Below are 14,957 nucleotides of genomic sequence, written 5' to 3' on the forward strand. Positions count from 1 at the left end.
CCTGAGCCCCCAAGAAATGACGACGAAACTCAAGACGCTCGCCTTCCTCGCCGCGCTGTCCGTCGGCGCACACGCGTTTGCCGCCGGCGCGATCACCGCGCAGAACGCATGGGTGCGCTGGCTGCCGAACAAGCTGCCCGCGGGCGGCTACGTGACGCTCGTCAACGCGAGCGACAAGCCGGTCGATCTCGTCGACGTCGACAGCCCCGACTACGGAATGGCCATGCTGCACCAGACGGTGTCGAACGGCTCGACGCAGAAGATGGAAATGGTCGACAAGCTGACGATCCCCGCTCGCGGCAAGGTCGACATCGCGCCAGGCGGCTACCACTTCATGCTCGAGGAGCCGAAGCACGCGATCAAGCCGGGCGACACCGTCCGCCTGCGCCTGAAGTTCTCCGACGGCGAAACGCTCGACGCGCCGTTCGCGGTCAAGTCGCCGGCGCAGGCGAAGTAACGCCGCACGATGAACCTCCTGTACTGGCTCGATCCGTGGGAGCCGTCGCCGACCGTGGTGATCGCGGTGCTGGCGGCCGCGGTGCTGTTCGCGCGCGGCGTGAAGAAGGCGAAGGTGTCGCCGCTGCGGCAGTTCTCGTTCTGGCTCGGGCTGACCGCGCTGTACGTCGCGCTGCACACGCGGCTCGACTACTTCTTCGAGCACGAGTTCTTCCTGCACCGCGCGCAGCACCTCGTGCTGCACCACCTCGGGCCGTTCTTCATCGCGCTCGCGTATCCGGGCGCGGCGATCCGCGCGGGCATCCCGTTCCGCTGGCGGCAGCGCTTCGTGCGGCCCGCGCTCGCGTGGGTGCCGGTGCGCGCGACGCTCGACGTCGTGTTCAACCCGGTCGTCGCGGTCGTGCTGTTCGTCGGGCTGATCTATTTCTGGCTGCTGTCGCCGATCCACTTCGTCGCGATGCTCGACTGGCGGCTCTATCGCGTGATGAACTGGAGCATGGTGATCGACGGCCTGCTGTTCTGGTGGCTCGTCGTGGATCCGCGCCCGGCGCCGCCCGCGCGGCTGTCGCCGGGCCGCCGGATCCTGGTCGTCGTCGCGGCGATCCCGCCGCAGCTCGTGCTCGGCGCGCTGATCTTCTTCACGCCGCACGAGCTATATCCGATCTATTCGATCTGCGGACGTGCGTTCACGTGGCTGAGCCCGCTGCGCGACCAGCAGATCGGCGGGCTGCTGCTGTGGATTCCCGGCTCGATGATGAGCGTGATCGGGGCATTGATCGCGCTGCGGCACTGGCTGCGGCTGTCGGCGCGCGGGCGCCTGCTGGACGAACGCGCGGCGAAGCGCGAGGCGCCCGGCCCGGCGGTCGCGCGCACCGTGCCCACCGCGCCCACCGCGCACTGACGCGGCGCGCGCCGCGGCCGCAGCGACGTCATGCGCGCGCGCTGCGCATCCACACGTGCGGGATGCCATCCTCGTCATGCACGTCGGAACTCGGCGCAAAGCCGAATGCGCCGTAGAAGCGCTGCAGATGGGCCTGCGCATGCAGGCTCACCGGAGTCTCGGGCCATTGCGCGCGGATATGCTCGAGCGCGCGCGACAGCAACGCATTGCCGAGGCCCGCGCCGCGGAACGCGGCGGTCGTCAGCACGCGGCCGATCCGGACATCGGGATCCTGCGCGTCGGGCAGCAGCACGCGCAGGTAGCCGGCGAGCCGCCCGGCGTCGTCATAGGCAGCCAGATGCCATGCCGCCTGGTCCGCATCGTCGATATCGCGGTACACGCAGTTCTGTTCGACGACGAACACCGCGCTGCGCGCCTCGAGGATCGTGTAGACCTCGCGCGCCGACAGCGCGTCGAAGGATGTCCAGCGCCACTCGAGCGCATCGGTAGCGGGCGGGTTTGCGGCAGAGACGGGAGCATTCATGTGCGATCCTGATTCGGGGCGCGCCGGCCGGCGCGCGGCAATCGACGATTATGCCCCGAAGCACACGCGACGCGCGACCGCCGTGCCGATGCGGCAACGGGCCCCGCATTGCGCGGAGCCCGTCCGTCACGCCGGCATCCTGCCGAAGCGCCCGCCGTTGAAGTCGTCGATTGCGGCGCGGATTTCCTCTTGCGAGTTCATCACGAACGGCCCGTAACCGACGATCGGCTCGTCGATCGGTTCACCGCTCAGGATCAGCAGCTTCGCGTCGCCATTCGCTTCGATCTCGACGTCACGACCGTCGCGGCTCAACTGCACGAACTGCGCTTCGCGCGCGACCGTTTCGCCGTTCACGAGCACCGTGCCGCTCAGCACGACCACCGCGAGCGTGCGCCCTTCCGCGATCGGAAACCGCGCACGACCGCCGGCCGCGAGCCGCACGTCCCACACGTCGATCGGCGTGTGCGTGCGGGCCGGACCGCGCCGCCCGTCGAGTTCGCCCGCGATGATCCGCGCACGACCTGCATTTTCCGGCAATTCGACCACCGGGATGTCCGCGTTCAGCAGCGTCTGATAGCCGGGCGCCCCCATCTTGTCCGCCGCGGGCAGGTTCACCCACAGCTGCACCATTTCGAGCGGCCCGCCACGCTTCGTGAACGCCTCCGAGTGAAATTCCTCGTGCAGGATCCCGCTCGCAGCCGTCATCCACTGGACGTCGCCGGGGCCGATCACGCCGCCCGCGCCCGTCGAGTCACGATGCGCGACCTCGCCGTCGTAGACGATCGTGACCGTCTCGAACCCGCGGTGCGGATGCTGGCCGACGCCGCGCGGCGCCGCGCCCGACGCCGGCTCGAACGTTGCCGGCCCCGCGTAATCGAGCAGCAGGAACGGGCTCAGATGCGCGCCATGCGACTGATAGCTGAACATCGAGCGCACCGGAAACCCGTCGCCGACCCAATGGCCGCGCGGCGCACTGTACACACCCTCGATCTTCTTCATCTTCCTCTCCGAATTGCGGCGAAACCCGTGTTTCGCATCCTGGAAAGGAATATAGAGTCGGCACGATCGATTTGGTAGACCGCGAAAATCGCACTCAGCGTTCCATTTGGTGAACGATAACCAGCGGGATCTGAACGATCTCTACTCGGGCCCGGCGGTACGCGCGCTGCACGTCGTCGACATGTGCCGTAGACTGCCACATACGCGCATCGCGCAATTTCGACAACCATTCCCGCATTCCTGCCATGTTCACGCTGTCCAACGACCCGCACGCGTCGAAGGCCGACCAATACGCGACGCTCGTCGAGCAGGCCCGCTCGCTCGTCGAGTCGGAACGCGACCTGATCGCCAACGCCGCGAACTTCGCTGCGCTCGTCTATCACTCGCTCGACCGGCTCAACTGGGCCGGCTTCTATTTCTTCGACGGCACCGAGCTCGTGGTCGGCCCGTTCCAGGGCAAGCCCGCGTGCGTGCGCATCGCGCTCGGCAAGGGCGTGTGCGGCACGGCCGCGCAGACGCGCGACACGCAGGTGGTGCGCGACGTGCACGCATTCCCCGGCCACATCGCGTGCGATACGGCGTCCGAATCGGAGATCGTCGTGCCGCTCGTCGCGAACGACGGCACGCTGATCGGCGTATGGGATGTCGACAGCCCGGTTGCCGCGCGCTTCGACGACGACGACCGGCAAGGAATGGAAGCGCTGTGCCGCGTGTTCGTGGAACACGCATGGGAGAAGGCGCGCCGCTGAGCGGTGCGCGACGATCGCGATCGCAGGTGGACGAACGCCGCCGCGATCGCGGCATGATGCCTGGTGAGCAATGGATAAAAGAAAAGCCCCGCTTTTGCGGGGCTTTTTCTCTTCGTACCTGGAGGCGCGAGCCGGAGTCGAACCGGCCTAAACGGCTTTGCAGGCCGCTGCATAACCGCTTTGCTATCGCGCCGTAAGCGGACTGTTCACTCACCATGCCGGCAAGCAACAGATTTTATTGATGACCGTCGGTCCATCAAATAAAAAGGGAAGCTTTGCTTCCCCAGTACCTGGAGCGGGAGACGAGTCTCGAACTCGCGACCTCAACCTTGGCAAGGTTGCGCTCTACCAACTGAGCTACTCCCGCATTGTCCTGCATGTGCAGCGCCTTGCCGTACAACGCGCCGCCAGAAAACCTGGAGCGGGAGACGAGTCTCGAACTCGCGACCTCAACCTTGGCAAGGTTGCGCTCTACCAACTGAGCTACTCCCGCATTGTCCTGCATATGCAGCGCTTTGCCGTACAACACGCCGCCAGAAATCTGGAGCGGGAGACGAGTCTCGAACTCGCGACCTCAACCTTGGCAAGGTTGCGCTCTACCAACTGAGCTACTCCCGCATACCGCCTGACTTCTGCTCCACCGCACTTGCTTTGCAGTGCAGCGGAGAAGCGAGATTATGTCGAAGGCACATTCCGGTGTCAAGCGTTTTTCGCGCCCTTTTTCCAAAAAGGTTCTCGCGCACCCAACGCAGCTCGCATCACACGCGGCTACGCTCGCGAATCTGCGGCCATGCGAGCTTCATGTAGTACAGCATCGACCAGATCGTCAGCACCGCCGCGAGATACATCAGCCACTCGCCCCACACGCGCGTGTCGATCGTCGCGAAGCCGAGCGGCAGCGGCCCGTAGTACAGCAGCATCGGGATCGCGACCATCTGGCATGCCGTCTTGAACTTGCCGAGCTGATTCACCGCGACGCTCTTCGACGCGCCGATCTGTGCCATCCATTCGCGCAGCGCGGAGATCGCGATCTCGCGGCCGACGATCACGAGCGCGATCGCCGCGTCGACCCGCGTGATCTGCACGAGGATCAGCAGCGCAGCCGTCACCATCAGCTTGTCCGCGACCGGATCGAGGAACGCGCCGAACGACGACGTCTGATTCCACTTGCGCGCGAGGTAGCCGTCGAACCAGTCGGTCAGCGCGGCGAGCACGAAGATCAGCGCAGCCGCGAGATTGCGGTGCCCGGGCGCCATCACCGTGTCCGGCAGATAGAACACGCCGACGACGAGCGGGATCAGCACGATCCGCACCCACGTCAGGAAAATCGGAAAATTGAACGGCATGGCATCCGGGACAGTAAAGGATTCGCAATTGTGCCGCGTCGACCGCCCTGCCACAAGCGAAGCGGCCGGCCACGCGGCGCGGGTCAGTGCAGCTGCCGGTAGATCTGTTCGGCGAGCGCGCGCGAGATGCCCTCGACGCTCGCGAGTTCGTCGACACTCGCCGCGACGACGCCACGCAGCCCGCCGAATCGCGCCAGCAGCCGCTGCCGGCGTTTCGCGCCGACCCCTTCGAGCTCTTCGAGCCGCGACGTCTGGCGGGCCTTCGCGCGCTTCGCACGCATGCCGGTGATCGCGAAGCGGTGCGCCTCGTCGCGGATCTGCGCGACGAGCATCAGCGCGGCGCTCTCCTTGCCGAGTTCGAGCGGCGTGCGGCCGTCGGCGAACACGAGCGTCTCGAGCCCGACCTTCCGCCCCTCGCCCTTCGCGACGCCGACCAGCATCGACGTATCGAGACCCAGCTCGGTGAACACCTGCCGCGCGATCTCGACCTGGCCCTTGCCGCCGTCGATCAGCACGATGTTCGGCAGCAGGCTCGCGGCCTCGGCCTTGTGCGTCGATTCGGCGTCGATGCCGGCCGCTTCGTCGGCCGCCGCGGCCTGCGCCGCCTGCTCGACCATCTTCTCGTAGCGGCGTGTCAGCACCTGGCGCATCGCCGCGTAGTCGTCGCCGGGCGTGATGCCGGTGATGTTGTAGCGCCGGTATTCGCCGGACTGCATCTTGTGATGGTGATAGACGACGCACGACGCCTGGGTCGCCTCGCCCATCGTGTGGCTGATGTCGAAGCACTCGATCCGCAACTGCGCGAGATCGTCGCTTTCGAACGCGAGCGTATCGGCCAGCGCACGCGTGCGCGCCTGCTGCGAGCCCTGCTCCGACAGCAGCCGCGCGAGTGCGAGGCTCGCGTTCTGCTCGGCCATCGACAGCCACGCACGCCGCTGCCCCTGCGGCTGCCGCACCAGCGACACCTTGTGGCCGGCCTGCTCGGACAGCAGTTCGAGCAGGTCGCGGCTTGCGGGCGCGTGGCTCACGACGAGCACGGGTGGCACGCGGTTGCCGAGATAGTGCTGCGCGATGAACGCGTCGAGCACCTCGGCCTCGACCGATACCGGCGCACTGCGCATACCGCCCGCTTCATCGACCGCTTCATCGACCGCTTCGGCGGCCGGCTGGTCGGCCGGCTGGTCGGCCAGCGCGTCGCCGGCCGGCTCGGCGGCGTCTTCGAGACCGCCTTCCGCAAGCGTCAGCGCGCTCTCGACGTGCGTCGGGAAGTACGCCTTGTCGCCGAGATGCCGGCCGCCGCGCACCATCGCGAGGTTCACGCACACCCGGCCGCCCTGCGCGACCACCGCGAGGATGTCGACGTCGCTGTCGCTGCCGACCTCGATCGCCTGCTGGTGCAGCACGGTCGCAAGCGAGCTCATCTGGTTGCGCACGGCCGCCGCCTGCTCGAACTTCAGCTCGGCTGCGAAGCCGTGCATCTTCTGTTCGAGCTCCTTCATCACTTCGGACTGCCGGCCGAGCAGGAAACGCGCGGCATTCGACACGTCGCGCGCGTAGTCCTCGTCGGAGATCGCGCCGACGCACGGCGCGGTGCAGCGCCCGATCTGGTGCAGCAGGCACGGCCGCGTGCGGTTGTTGAACACCGAATCCTCGCAGGTGCGCAGCTGGAACACGCGCTGCAGGATCTGGATGCTCTCGCGCACGGCCCACGCGCTCGGGAACGGCCCGAAATACTGGTTCTGCTTGTCGACCGCGCCGCGGTAATACGCCATCCGCGGAAAGCGATGCGCGGTGAGCTTCAGGTACGGGTACGACTTGTCGTCGCGAAACAGGATGTTGTAACGCGGCGCGAGCGCCTTGATCAGGTTGTTCTCGAGCAGCAGCGCTTCCGCTTCCGAACGCGTGACGGTCGTTTCGACACGCGCGATGCGCGTGACCATCATCGCGATGCGCGGCGACAACTGCGTCTTCGTGAAATAGCTCGACACGCGCTTTTTCAGATCGCGCGCCTTGCCGACGTAGAGCACGGTGCCCGCCGTGTCGTAATAGCGGTACACGCCGGGCAGGTGCGGCAATTGCGCGAGGATCTTCTTCGGTTCGAACGAGGCTTCGGGGGCGTCTGGGGATGTCATGCGTGATCCGGGCGCTGCATGGCGCTAAACGGGTCTATTAGAATCGCCAGTTTAGAGCATTCCACCCGCCCGCTTCGATGCCCCGCACCGCCTCCCGTCCCCCAATCCCGTCCCCGTCCACGCCGGACGAGCCGCTCGCCTGCGACATCTTCTGTACCGTCGTCGACAACTTCGGCGACATCGGCGTGTGCTGGCGCCTCGCGCGCCAGCTCGCGCACGAGCATGGCTGGCAGGTGCGCCTGTTCATCGACGACCTGCACACGTTCGCGCGCCTGCTGCCCGGCGTCGAGCCCGACGCGCGGCGGCAGACCGCCGACGGGGTCGTGATCGAACACTGGCACGCCGAGGTCGGCGACGCGCTCGAGATCGCCGACGTCGTGATCGAGGCGTTCGCGTGCGAGCTGCCGGGCGCGTATCTGGCGGCGATGGCGCGCCGCGAGCGCCGGCCCGTGTGGATCAATCTCGAATACCTGAGCGCCGAGGACTGGGTCGCGGATTTCCACCTGCGGCCGTCGCCGCACCCGCGCTACCCGCTCGTCAAGACGTTCTTCTTCCCCGGCCTGTCGGCCGGCACCGGCGGCGTGCTGAAGGAGCGCGACCTCGATGCGCGCCGCGCGGCGTTCGACGCGCACGCGCAAGCCCAGGCCGAATGGTGGTGGCGCGCGACCGGCGGCGCGCCGCCCGCGCCCGGCACGACGGTCGTGAGCCTGTTCGCGTACGAGAATCCCGCCGTCGACGCGCTGCTCGCGCAGTGGCGCGACGGCGCGTCGCCCGTCGTCGCGCTCGTGCCGGAGGGGCGCGTGTCGCCGCACGTCGCGCGCTTTTTCGGGGTTGAGTCCGGGGTTGGGTCATTCGGCGCCGGCGCGCAGGCGCGCGCCGGCAACCTGACCGCGTACGGGCTCGCGTTCGTCCCGCAGGCCGACTACGATCCGTTGCTGTGGGTCAGCGACCTGAATTTCGTGCGCGGCGAGGATTCGTTCGTCCGCGCGCAATGGGCGCGCCGGCCGTTCGTCTGGCACATCTATCCGCAGGCCGACGACGCGCACCTGCCGAAGCTCGATGCTGCGCTTGCGCACGTCGGCGCCGGCCTCGCCGCTGCGCCGCGCGACGCACTCGCGCGCTTCTGGCATGCGTGGAACGGCGCCGGCACGCCTGACTGGGCCGATTTCTGGCAGCACCGCGCGGCGCTGCAGGCGAACGCGGCCGGCTGGGCCGACGCGCTGGCCGCCGTCGGCGATCTCGCTGGAAAGCTGGCGGAATACGCAAAATCTCAGTTAAAATAAGCGGTTATCCGACGGCTGACCACGCAAGCGCTCGCTTTTGGGGCCTCCCGGAACGTACGCTTGCGCCGTCCGCCGTTGCGCAACGCTCAGGCACCCTTTATTTGATTTGATCAGGACAGTTTTTTTATGAAGACCGCACAGGAACTCCGCGTAGGCAACGTCGTGCAGATCGGCAGCGACGCATGGGTCATCTCGAAGACGGAATACAACAAGTCGGGCCGTAACGCCGCTGTCGTCAAGATGAAGATGAAGAACCTGCTGACCAACGCAGGCCAGGAATCGGTCTACAAGGCCGACGACAAGTTCGACGTCGTCGTGCTCGACCGCAAGGAAGTGACGTACTCGTACTTCGCCGACCCGATGTACGTGTTCATGGACGCCGACTACAACCAGTACGAAGTCGAAGCGGAAATGATGGGCGAAGCGCTCAACTACCTCGAAGACGGCATGGCGTGCGAAGTCGTGTTCTACAACGAGAAGGCGATCTCGGTCGAACTGCCGACGGTTCTCGTGCGCGAAATCACCTACACCGAGCCGGCCGTCAAGGGCGACACGTCGTCGGGCAAGGTGCTGAAGAACGCAAAGCTCGCAACCGGTTTCGAACTGCAGGTTCCGCTGTTCTGCAACACCGGCGACAAGATCGAAATCGACACGCGCACGCACGAATACCGCAGCCGCGCATAATCGCCGAGCGATTAATATGTCGAACAAAGCGCCCTTCGGGGCGCTTTTTGTTTGTCCGGGCCCAACAGCACGCCGCCGGCCGGTAGAGAGAAGCACAACAAAATCCACCGGTAAAGATATTCAATTTGTATCATCTGTAACTGTTTTATAGCGACCGAGAAATAATGTACGTCACGCGTGCAGTGGGGCATAAAATCAGTTTTTAATCTGGATATGCGGCTGCGGCATTAATGCCGACGGCCCGCCTCTTTTGACACGACACGCGTCCTCCATGCCACACGCCCTGATTGTCGAAGACGATCCCAATAGTCTGTCCGGACTCACCGCGCTGCTCGCCGCGGACGGCTTCTCGGTCGACACGGCAACGTCGCTCGCCGAAGCGCGCACCGCGCTCGGCCGCTCGATTCCCGATGTCGTCCTCGTCGACCTGAATCTGCCGGACGGCAGCGGGTTCGACCTGCTTCAGCACCTGCCGCAGCAACAGCCGAACGGTTCGCTGCCCGTCATCGTACTGACCGGCAACGCGACCGTCGAAAGCGCGATCGAAGGCCTGCGTCACGGTATCTGGGACTACCTGCTCAAGCCGATCAACATTCCGCGCCTGCGCAGCCTGCTCGCACGCATTCCCCGCCCGTACGAACTGATCGACGAAGTGCAGTCGCTGCGCGCGTCGCTGCGGCATCTCGGCCGCTTCGGCGCGCTGGTCGGCCGCAGCGAGCCGATGCAGCACGTGTACGACATGATCGAGCACAACGCGCGCACCGAGACAGCCGTGCTGTTCTCGGGAGAAGCCGGTACCGGCAAGAAGCTGGCCGCGCGCACGCTGCATGACCTGAGCCGCCGCCGCAAGGGGCCGTTCGTCGCGTTCGACTGCCGCTCGCTCGCGCATGCGGGGCGTCACGGCGCTGCGCTCGACAGCGTGCTGTTCGGCCACGAGCGCGGTGCGTTCGACGGCGCCGAGCGGCGCGAGTCGGGCCTGTTCGAACAGGCCGGCGGCGGCACGCTGTTCCTCGACGAGGTCACCGCACTGCCGCTCGCGCTTCAGGAAGCGCTGCTGCAGGCGCTCGATTCGCAGAACTTCATGCGCATCGGTGGCACGAGCGCGGTTGCGAGCGACTTCCGGCTGATCGCCACCACGCGCCGCCCGGCACGCGAGGCGGTTGCGAACGGCACGCTGCGCGAGGATCTGTGGCTGCGTCTCGACGCGGCATCGATCACGATGCCGCCTCTGCGCGAACGCGACGGCGATGCGCTGTCGATCGCCGACGCGCTGATCGACGATCTGAACCGCGATGCGCGCGCGACCGGCCGCAGCACGACCGACAAGCGTGCGGCACCGGGCTTCGTGCGCGAGTGCCTGTCCTACGAATGGCCGGGCAACGTGCGCGAACTGCAGGAGCGCGTGCGCTTCGCATACGACGCATCCGGCGACTTCATCGATACGCTGCGCGCCGGCGAAGCGAGCTTTTCGGCCGGCGCCGCGCTGAACGGCAGCAGCGTGCAGATCAAGGTCGGCACGCCACTGTCGGACGTCGAAGACCTGCTGATCCGCGCGACGCTCGACGCGGTCGGCGGCACGCGCCATCGCGCGGCGACACTGCTCGGCATCAGCCCGAAAACGCTGTACAACAAGCTGCAGCGGATGAAAGTGGATTGACGGGTGAAAGAACGGCCGGCTGAATTCGGCCGTTTTGCGGCCATTTTGCGGCCGGTGGTTGCGGCCGCAACGACCTGCGCGTCCCTTACGCGAACGCGCTGCTCAACAGCGCCTGTGCGCGCAGATACTCGGGCTGCGCGACCAGCTTGTCCCATTTGACCGGCTTGCCGCGCGCACGCATCCGCTTGATGCGGCGCACCGATTCCGGCGACGGCTGCGCCTTCAGCCCGTTCAGCACGCTTTCGGCGGCGTCCGGCTGGTTGCAGACGAGCACCATGTCGCAGCCGGCGCCGAGCGCGGCCTCGGCCGCCTGCGTGAGCGTGCCGCCCTCGCGCGCCGCTTCCATCGACAGGTCGTCGCTGAAGATCGCGCCCGTGAAGCCGAGCCGGCCGCGCAGGATGTCCTGCAGCCAGACCCGCGAGAAGCCGGCGGGCAGCGCGTCGACCTGCGTGTAGATCACGTGCGCCGGGATCACCGCCGACAGCGACAGGCCGAGCCAGTCATAAGGCGCGACGTCCTGCTTGAGGATCGTGTCGAGCGGCCGGTCGTCGGTCGGCAGCGCGACATGCGAATCGGCTTCCGCAAAACCGTGCCCGGGAAAATGCTTGCCGCAGTTCGCCATCCCCGCGAGCGAGAGCCCGTGGTTGACGCTCTTCGCGAGCATCGTCACGACGCGCGGATCGCGATGGAACGCGCGATCGCCGATCACCTTCGAGTGGCCGTAGTCGAGGTCAAGCACGGGCGTGAAGCTCATGTCGATCCCGCATGCACGCAACTCCGCGGCAAGGATGTAGCCGACCGCCGTCGCGACCTTCGTCGCATGCAGCACGTCCTGGTCCCACAGCTCGCCGAGGCGGCGCATCGCGGGCAGCACCGTGAAGCCGTCGGTGCGAAAGCGCTGCACGCGGCCGCCTTCGTGGTCGACGGCGATCAGCACGTCCTCGCGGATCGCGCGAATCGAGTCGGTCAGCGCGGTCAGCTGCGCGCGGTTCTCGAAATGCCGCGCGAACAGGATCACGCCGCCGGTGTTCGGATGGGCGAGACGGCGCGCATCGTCGCGCGTCAGGGCCGTGCCGACGACGTCGAGCATGACCGGGCCGGGAGTCGTTTTCATCGATTCGGGAGTCCGTCAGGAAGAGATTCGGGAAACCGGCGGAGCCGGGGTCGGCCAGTCGGTCTCGGCGACCACGAACGACACTGCGTAGTCGCGCTCGTCGCTGACCGTCACGCGAGCGGTGATACCGCGCGCAGCGAGCCACTCGGCCAGCTCGCCGGACGCGACGACGTACGGTTCGCCGCTCGGTTGGTTGAGGGTTTGCAGCGCGCGCCACGTCATCGGCCAGTGCATGCCAAGCCCGATCGCCTTCGAGAACGCTTCCTTCGCGGAAAAACGCGTCGCGAGGAACGCGATGCCGCGCGCCTCGGAGCGCGCGCGGCGGGCGCGGAACACGCGCAGCTCGTCGGGCCCCAGTACTTTCTCGGCAAACCGCCCGCCGGTGCGCTCGAGCACCGCCGCGATGCGGCTCACCTGCACGATATCGGTGCCGATGCCGTAGATCGTCATGTCAGCACCCGCCGGGCCGCCCTAGGGGCGGAAAGAGACGCTTTGTGGAAACGGGGGAGCTATGCCCCCCCGAGCGATCGGAGAGAGCGTGGGGGCATTTCATCTTCAACGCGTGCCGTGCAGCGCCGCAACGCGGGCCGCGACCATGATCGCCTTCATCTCGCGCACCGCGTTGTCCCATCCCGCGAAAATCGCATGCGCGACGATCGCATGGCCGATGTTCAGCTCGACGATGCCGTCGATCGCGGCGATCTGCTGCACGTTCGTATAGTGCAGGCCATGCCCCGCGTTCACCTTCAGCCCGAGCTGCGCGCCGGCCTGCACGCCCGCGACGATCCGCTCGTATTCGCGCTGCTGCTCGGCCGCGTCGTGTGCGTCCGCGTAACGGCCCGTGTGCAGTTCGATCACCGGCGCGCCGGCTTCGTGCGCGGCGCGAATCTGCGTCTCGTCCGGATCGATGAACAACGACACGCGTACGCCCGCGTCGGCGAGCTGCCTGCACGCGGCGCTCACGGCCTCGAAGCGGCCCGCGACGTCGAGGCCGCCCTCGGTCGTCAGCTCCTCGCGCTTTTCGGGCACGAGGCACGCGTCGTGCGGCTGCACTTCGCACGCGATGTCGAGCATTTCGGTCGTCACCGCGCATTCGAGGTTCATTCGCGTCTTCAGCAGCGGGCGCAGCTTGCGCACGTCCGCGTCGACGATGTGCCGGCGGTCCTCGCGCAGATGCAGCGTGATCGCGTCGGCGCCGGCCTCTTCGGCCGCGAGCGCCGCGCGGATCGGGTCCGGATAGGTCGTGCCGCGCGCGTTGCGCAGCGTCGCGACGTGGTCGATGTTGACGCCGAGATCGATGGCGGTGGGCGAAGTCAGGAAGAAGCTCATAGATTTTGCAGGTCGATCAGGATCTGGCGCGTCGCGAGCGGCGTGCCACCGAGATAGGTGTTCAGCAGAAAGCGCATCAGCGTCTTGCTTTGCGCGACCGTCTGGGCTCGATGGTAATCGTCCTGCTCCATGTCGAGCAACGTCTGTCCTGTCACCACCGGCCAATGCGACGGCACGTCGTCGTCCGCGTTGCGCACGCCGCGCTCGGGATCGAACACGTAAAGGCGGTCGGCCTCGACCGCGCGGCGCGCGACCGTGCGGTTCAGCGCCATCGCATAGCCGGTCTCGCGCAGCAGCACGCGTTCGAACGAGCGCAGCACCTGCACCGCGGGCTCGCCGTGCGCGAGGCGCGTGAGCGTCACCACGTAGTGATTGAAGAGCGGCGGCTGCGGATCCTCGCGCGCGCAGAACTTCACGAGCAGCTCGTTCGCGTAGAAGCCGCACAGCAGCGCATCGCCGCCGAGCGGCAGCATCCCGCCGACCCATTCGGCGCCCGTCAGCGTGCGCATCTCCGACTTGCCGGACCACGACAGCAGCAGCGGCTGGAACGTCTGCAGCACGCCGCGCAGCGCGGAATGCGGGCGCTTCGCGCCCTTTGCGACGAGCGCGAGCCGGCCGTGATCGCGCGTCAGCACGTCGACGATCAGGCTCGTTTCGCGATAGGGATAGCTGTGCAGCACGAACGCCGGCTGCTCGGCGACACGAAAATCGGACGTGCGCGAGGTCGCACGCCGCGCCTTGCGCGGCGGTGCGGGGGGCGCGGCAGGCGGCGCGTCGTCCGCGCCGGGCGCCGCCGCGTCTTCGGTCGACGTCAGTGCGTCATTCGCACCGTCATTCGTACCCATAGGCACGAAGCCCCGCTTCGTTGTCGGCCCAGCCGCTCCTCACCTTGACGAAGGTCTCGAGATAGACGGGGCCGTCGAACAGCTTTTCCATGTCCATCCGCGCCTCGGTGCTGATCTGCTTGAGTTTCTCGCCCTTCTTGCCGATCACCATCGCCTTGTGCGAATCGCGCTCGACGAGGATCGTCGCGAAGATGCGCTTCAGGCGCCCTTCCTCCTCGAACTTGTCGATGATGACGGTGCTCGTGTACGGCAGTTCGTCGCCGGTCCAGCGGAACACCTTCTCGCGCAGGATCTCGGCCGCGAGAAAGCGCGAGCTGCGGTCGGTCAGTTCGTCCTCGCCGTAGATCGGCTCGCCCTCCGGCAGGTACGGCTTGATCGTCTCCAGCAGGCGCTTGATATCTTCCGGCTGCCTGGCCGCCAGCGGCACGAGTTCGGCGAATTCGCGCAGCGCGCTCATCTTCTGCATGAACGGGAACAGCGTCGCCTTGTCGGTCACGCGGTCGATCTTGTTCGCGATCAGCAGCGTCGGCGTGCCGGGCGGGATCAGGTCGAGCACCTTCTGGTCGTCGGGCCCGAAGCGGCCGGCCTCGATCACGAACAGGATCAGGTCGACCGACGTCAGCGTTGACGTGACCGCGCGGTTCAGCGAGCGGTTCAGCGCGGTGCTGTGGCGGGTCTGGAAGCCCGGCGTGTCGACGAACACGAATTGCGCGTCGTCGAACGTGTTGATGCCGGTGATGCGGTGGCGGGTCGTCTGCGCCTTGCGCGACGTGATGCTGATCTTCTGGCCGACGAGCGCGTTCATCAGCGTCGACTTGCCGACGTTCGGACGGCCCACGATCGCGATCATGCCGCAGCGGAAACCAGTAGGAGCGGTAGCGTTCATATCGATTGGGAAACAGGTTCGGAACCGGCCGCGCGGTGCGCGGCACGATCGAT

The 14,957-nt window shown here is 66.9% G+C and carries 15 protein-coding genes and 4 tRNA genes; 6 read left to right on the forward strand and 13 right to left on the reverse strand.

Annotated features, from left to right (window positions below):
- Positions 1 to 16 precede the first annotated feature (16 nt).
- Positions 17 to 457 (forward strand): copper chaperone PCu(A)C, encoded by a 441-nt coding sequence (locus DID96_RS09120; RefSeq protein ID WP_124599033.1) that lies wholly within the window; start codon positions 17 to 19, stop codon positions 455 to 457.
- A 9-nt stretch (positions 458 to 466) separates the two neighbouring features.
- Positions 467 to 1,357, forward strand: a complete 891-nt coding sequence (locus tag DID96_RS09125) for a cytochrome c oxidase assembly protein (protein ID WP_124599034.1) — start codon at positions 467 to 469, stop codon at positions 1,355 to 1,357.
- 28 nt (positions 1,358 to 1,385) lie between these two features.
- Here the strand turns inward: DID96_RS09125 and DID96_RS09130 are convergent, their stop codons facing one another.
- A complete protein-coding gene (locus tag DID96_RS09130) occupies positions 1,386 to 1,880 on the reverse strand; it encodes a GNAT family N-acetyltransferase (protein ID WP_124599035.1) in 495 nt (164 codons plus the stop codon).
- Between the two features lie 126 nt (positions 1,881 to 2,006).
- Positions 2,007 to 2,879 (reverse strand): pirin family protein, encoded by an 873-nt coding sequence (locus DID96_RS09135; protein WP_124599036.1) that lies wholly within the window; start codon positions 2,877 to 2,879, stop codon positions 2,007 to 2,009.
- 245 nt (positions 2,880 to 3,124) lie between these two features.
- Between DID96_RS09135 and DID96_RS09140 the strand changes: the two genes are divergently transcribed.
- Positions 3,125 to 3,628 (forward strand): GAF domain-containing protein, encoded by a 504-nt coding sequence (locus DID96_RS09140; RefSeq protein ID WP_124599037.1) that lies wholly within the window; start codon positions 3,125 to 3,127, stop codon positions 3,626 to 3,628.
- Positions 3,629 to 3,747: 119 nt separating this feature from the next.
- Here the strand turns inward: DID96_RS09140 and DID96_RS09145 are convergent.
- The 6 genes from DID96_RS09145 to uvrC all read right to left on the reverse strand — a co-directional run bounded on the left by DID96_RS09145 (position 3,748) and on the right by uvrC (position 7,106).
- Positions 3,748 to 3,821: transfer RNA gene (locus DID96_RS09145), tRNA-Cys, on the reverse strand.
- 98 nt (positions 3,822 to 3,919) lie between these two features.
- Positions 3,920 to 3,995, reverse strand: a tRNA-Gly gene (locus DID96_RS09150).
- Positions 3,996 to 4,045: 50 nt separating this feature from the next.
- Positions 4,046 to 4,121, reverse strand: a tRNA-Gly gene (locus DID96_RS09155).
- A 49-nt stretch (positions 4,122 to 4,170) separates the two neighbouring features.
- Positions 4,171 to 4,246, reverse strand: a tRNA-Gly gene (locus DID96_RS09160).
- Positions 4,247 to 4,386: 140 nt separating this feature from the next.
- Entirely contained in the window at positions 4,387 to 4,974 is a 588-nt protein-coding gene (gene pgsA, locus DID96_RS09165; protein ID WP_124599038.1) for a CDP-diacylglycerol--glycerol-3-phosphate 3-phosphatidyltransferase, read from the reverse strand.
- Positions 4,975 to 5,057: 83 nt separating this feature from the next.
- Complete coding sequence (gene uvrC, locus DID96_RS09170; protein WP_124599039.1) at positions 5,058 to 7,106, reverse strand: excinuclease ABC subunit UvrC; 2,049 nt, start codon at positions 7,104 to 7,106, stop codon at positions 5,058 to 5,060.
- A 77-nt stretch (positions 7,107 to 7,183) separates the two neighbouring features.
- On the opposite strand from uvrC, the gene earP reads away from it, so the two are divergent.
- The 3 genes from earP (at position 7,184) to DID96_RS09185 (ending at position 10,730) form a co-directional block, all read left to right on the forward strand.
- Positions 7,184 to 8,389 (forward strand): elongation factor P maturation arginine rhamnosyltransferase EarP, encoded by a 1,206-nt coding sequence (gene earP, locus DID96_RS09175; RefSeq protein ID WP_124599040.1) that lies wholly within the window; start codon positions 7,184 to 7,186, stop codon positions 8,387 to 8,389.
- A 126-nt stretch (positions 8,390 to 8,515) separates the two neighbouring features.
- A complete protein-coding gene (gene efp / locus DID96_RS09180; protein ID WP_124599041.1) occupies positions 8,516 to 9,073 on the forward strand; it encodes an elongation factor P in 558 nt (185 codons plus the stop codon).
- 271 nt (positions 9,074 to 9,344) lie between these two features.
- Positions 9,345 to 10,730: a sigma-54 dependent transcriptional regulator gene (locus DID96_RS09185; protein ID WP_124599042.1), complete on the forward strand. Its 1,386-nt coding sequence runs from the start codon at positions 9,345 to 9,347 to the stop codon at positions 10,728 to 10,730.
- Between the two features lie 85 nt (positions 10,731 to 10,815).
- Here the strand turns inward: DID96_RS09185 and nagZ are convergent, their stop codons facing one another.
- The 5 genes from nagZ to era all read right to left on the reverse strand — a co-directional run bounded on the left by nagZ (position 10,816) and on the right by era (position 14,904).
- The gene (gene nagZ / locus DID96_RS09190; protein ID WP_124599043.1) at positions 10,816 to 11,844 is read right to left on the reverse strand and encodes a beta-N-acetylhexosaminidase; all 1,029 of its coding nucleotides are present in this window, start codon (positions 11,842 to 11,844) and stop codon (positions 10,816 to 10,818) included.
- A gap of 15 nt (positions 11,845 to 11,859) precedes the next feature.
- Positions 11,860 to 12,294 carry a holo-ACP synthase gene (gene acpS, locus DID96_RS09195; RefSeq protein WP_124599044.1) on the reverse strand — a complete coding sequence of 145 codons (435 nt, stop codon included), beginning with the start codon at positions 12,292 to 12,294 and terminating at the stop codon, positions 11,860 to 11,862.
- 105 nt (positions 12,295 to 12,399) lie between these two features.
- Complete coding sequence (gene pdxJ / locus DID96_RS09200) at positions 12,400 to 13,173, reverse strand: pyridoxine 5'-phosphate synthase (protein ID WP_124599045.1); 774 nt, start codon at positions 13,171 to 13,173, stop codon at positions 12,400 to 12,402.
- Positions 13,170 to 14,018 carry a DNA repair protein RecO gene (gene recO, locus DID96_RS09205; RefSeq protein ID WP_124599046.1) on the reverse strand — a complete coding sequence of 283 codons (849 nt, stop codon included), beginning with the start codon at positions 14,016 to 14,018 and terminating at the stop codon, positions 13,170 to 13,172. Before recO ends, pdxJ begins: the two co-directional genes overlap by 4 nt.
- Positions 14,005 to 14,904: a GTPase Era gene (era, locus tag DID96_RS09210; protein ID WP_124599047.1), complete on the reverse strand. Its 900-nt coding sequence runs from the start codon at positions 14,902 to 14,904 to the stop codon at positions 14,005 to 14,007. The genes recO and era overlap by 14 nt, the downstream gene beginning before the upstream one ends.
- Positions 14,905 to 14,957 lie beyond the last annotated feature (53 nt).

This window comes from Burkholderia sp. Bp8963 (genome assembly GCF_003854275.1).
Lineage (GTDB): Bacteria > Pseudomonadota > Gammaproteobacteria > Burkholderiales > Burkholderiaceae > Burkholderia.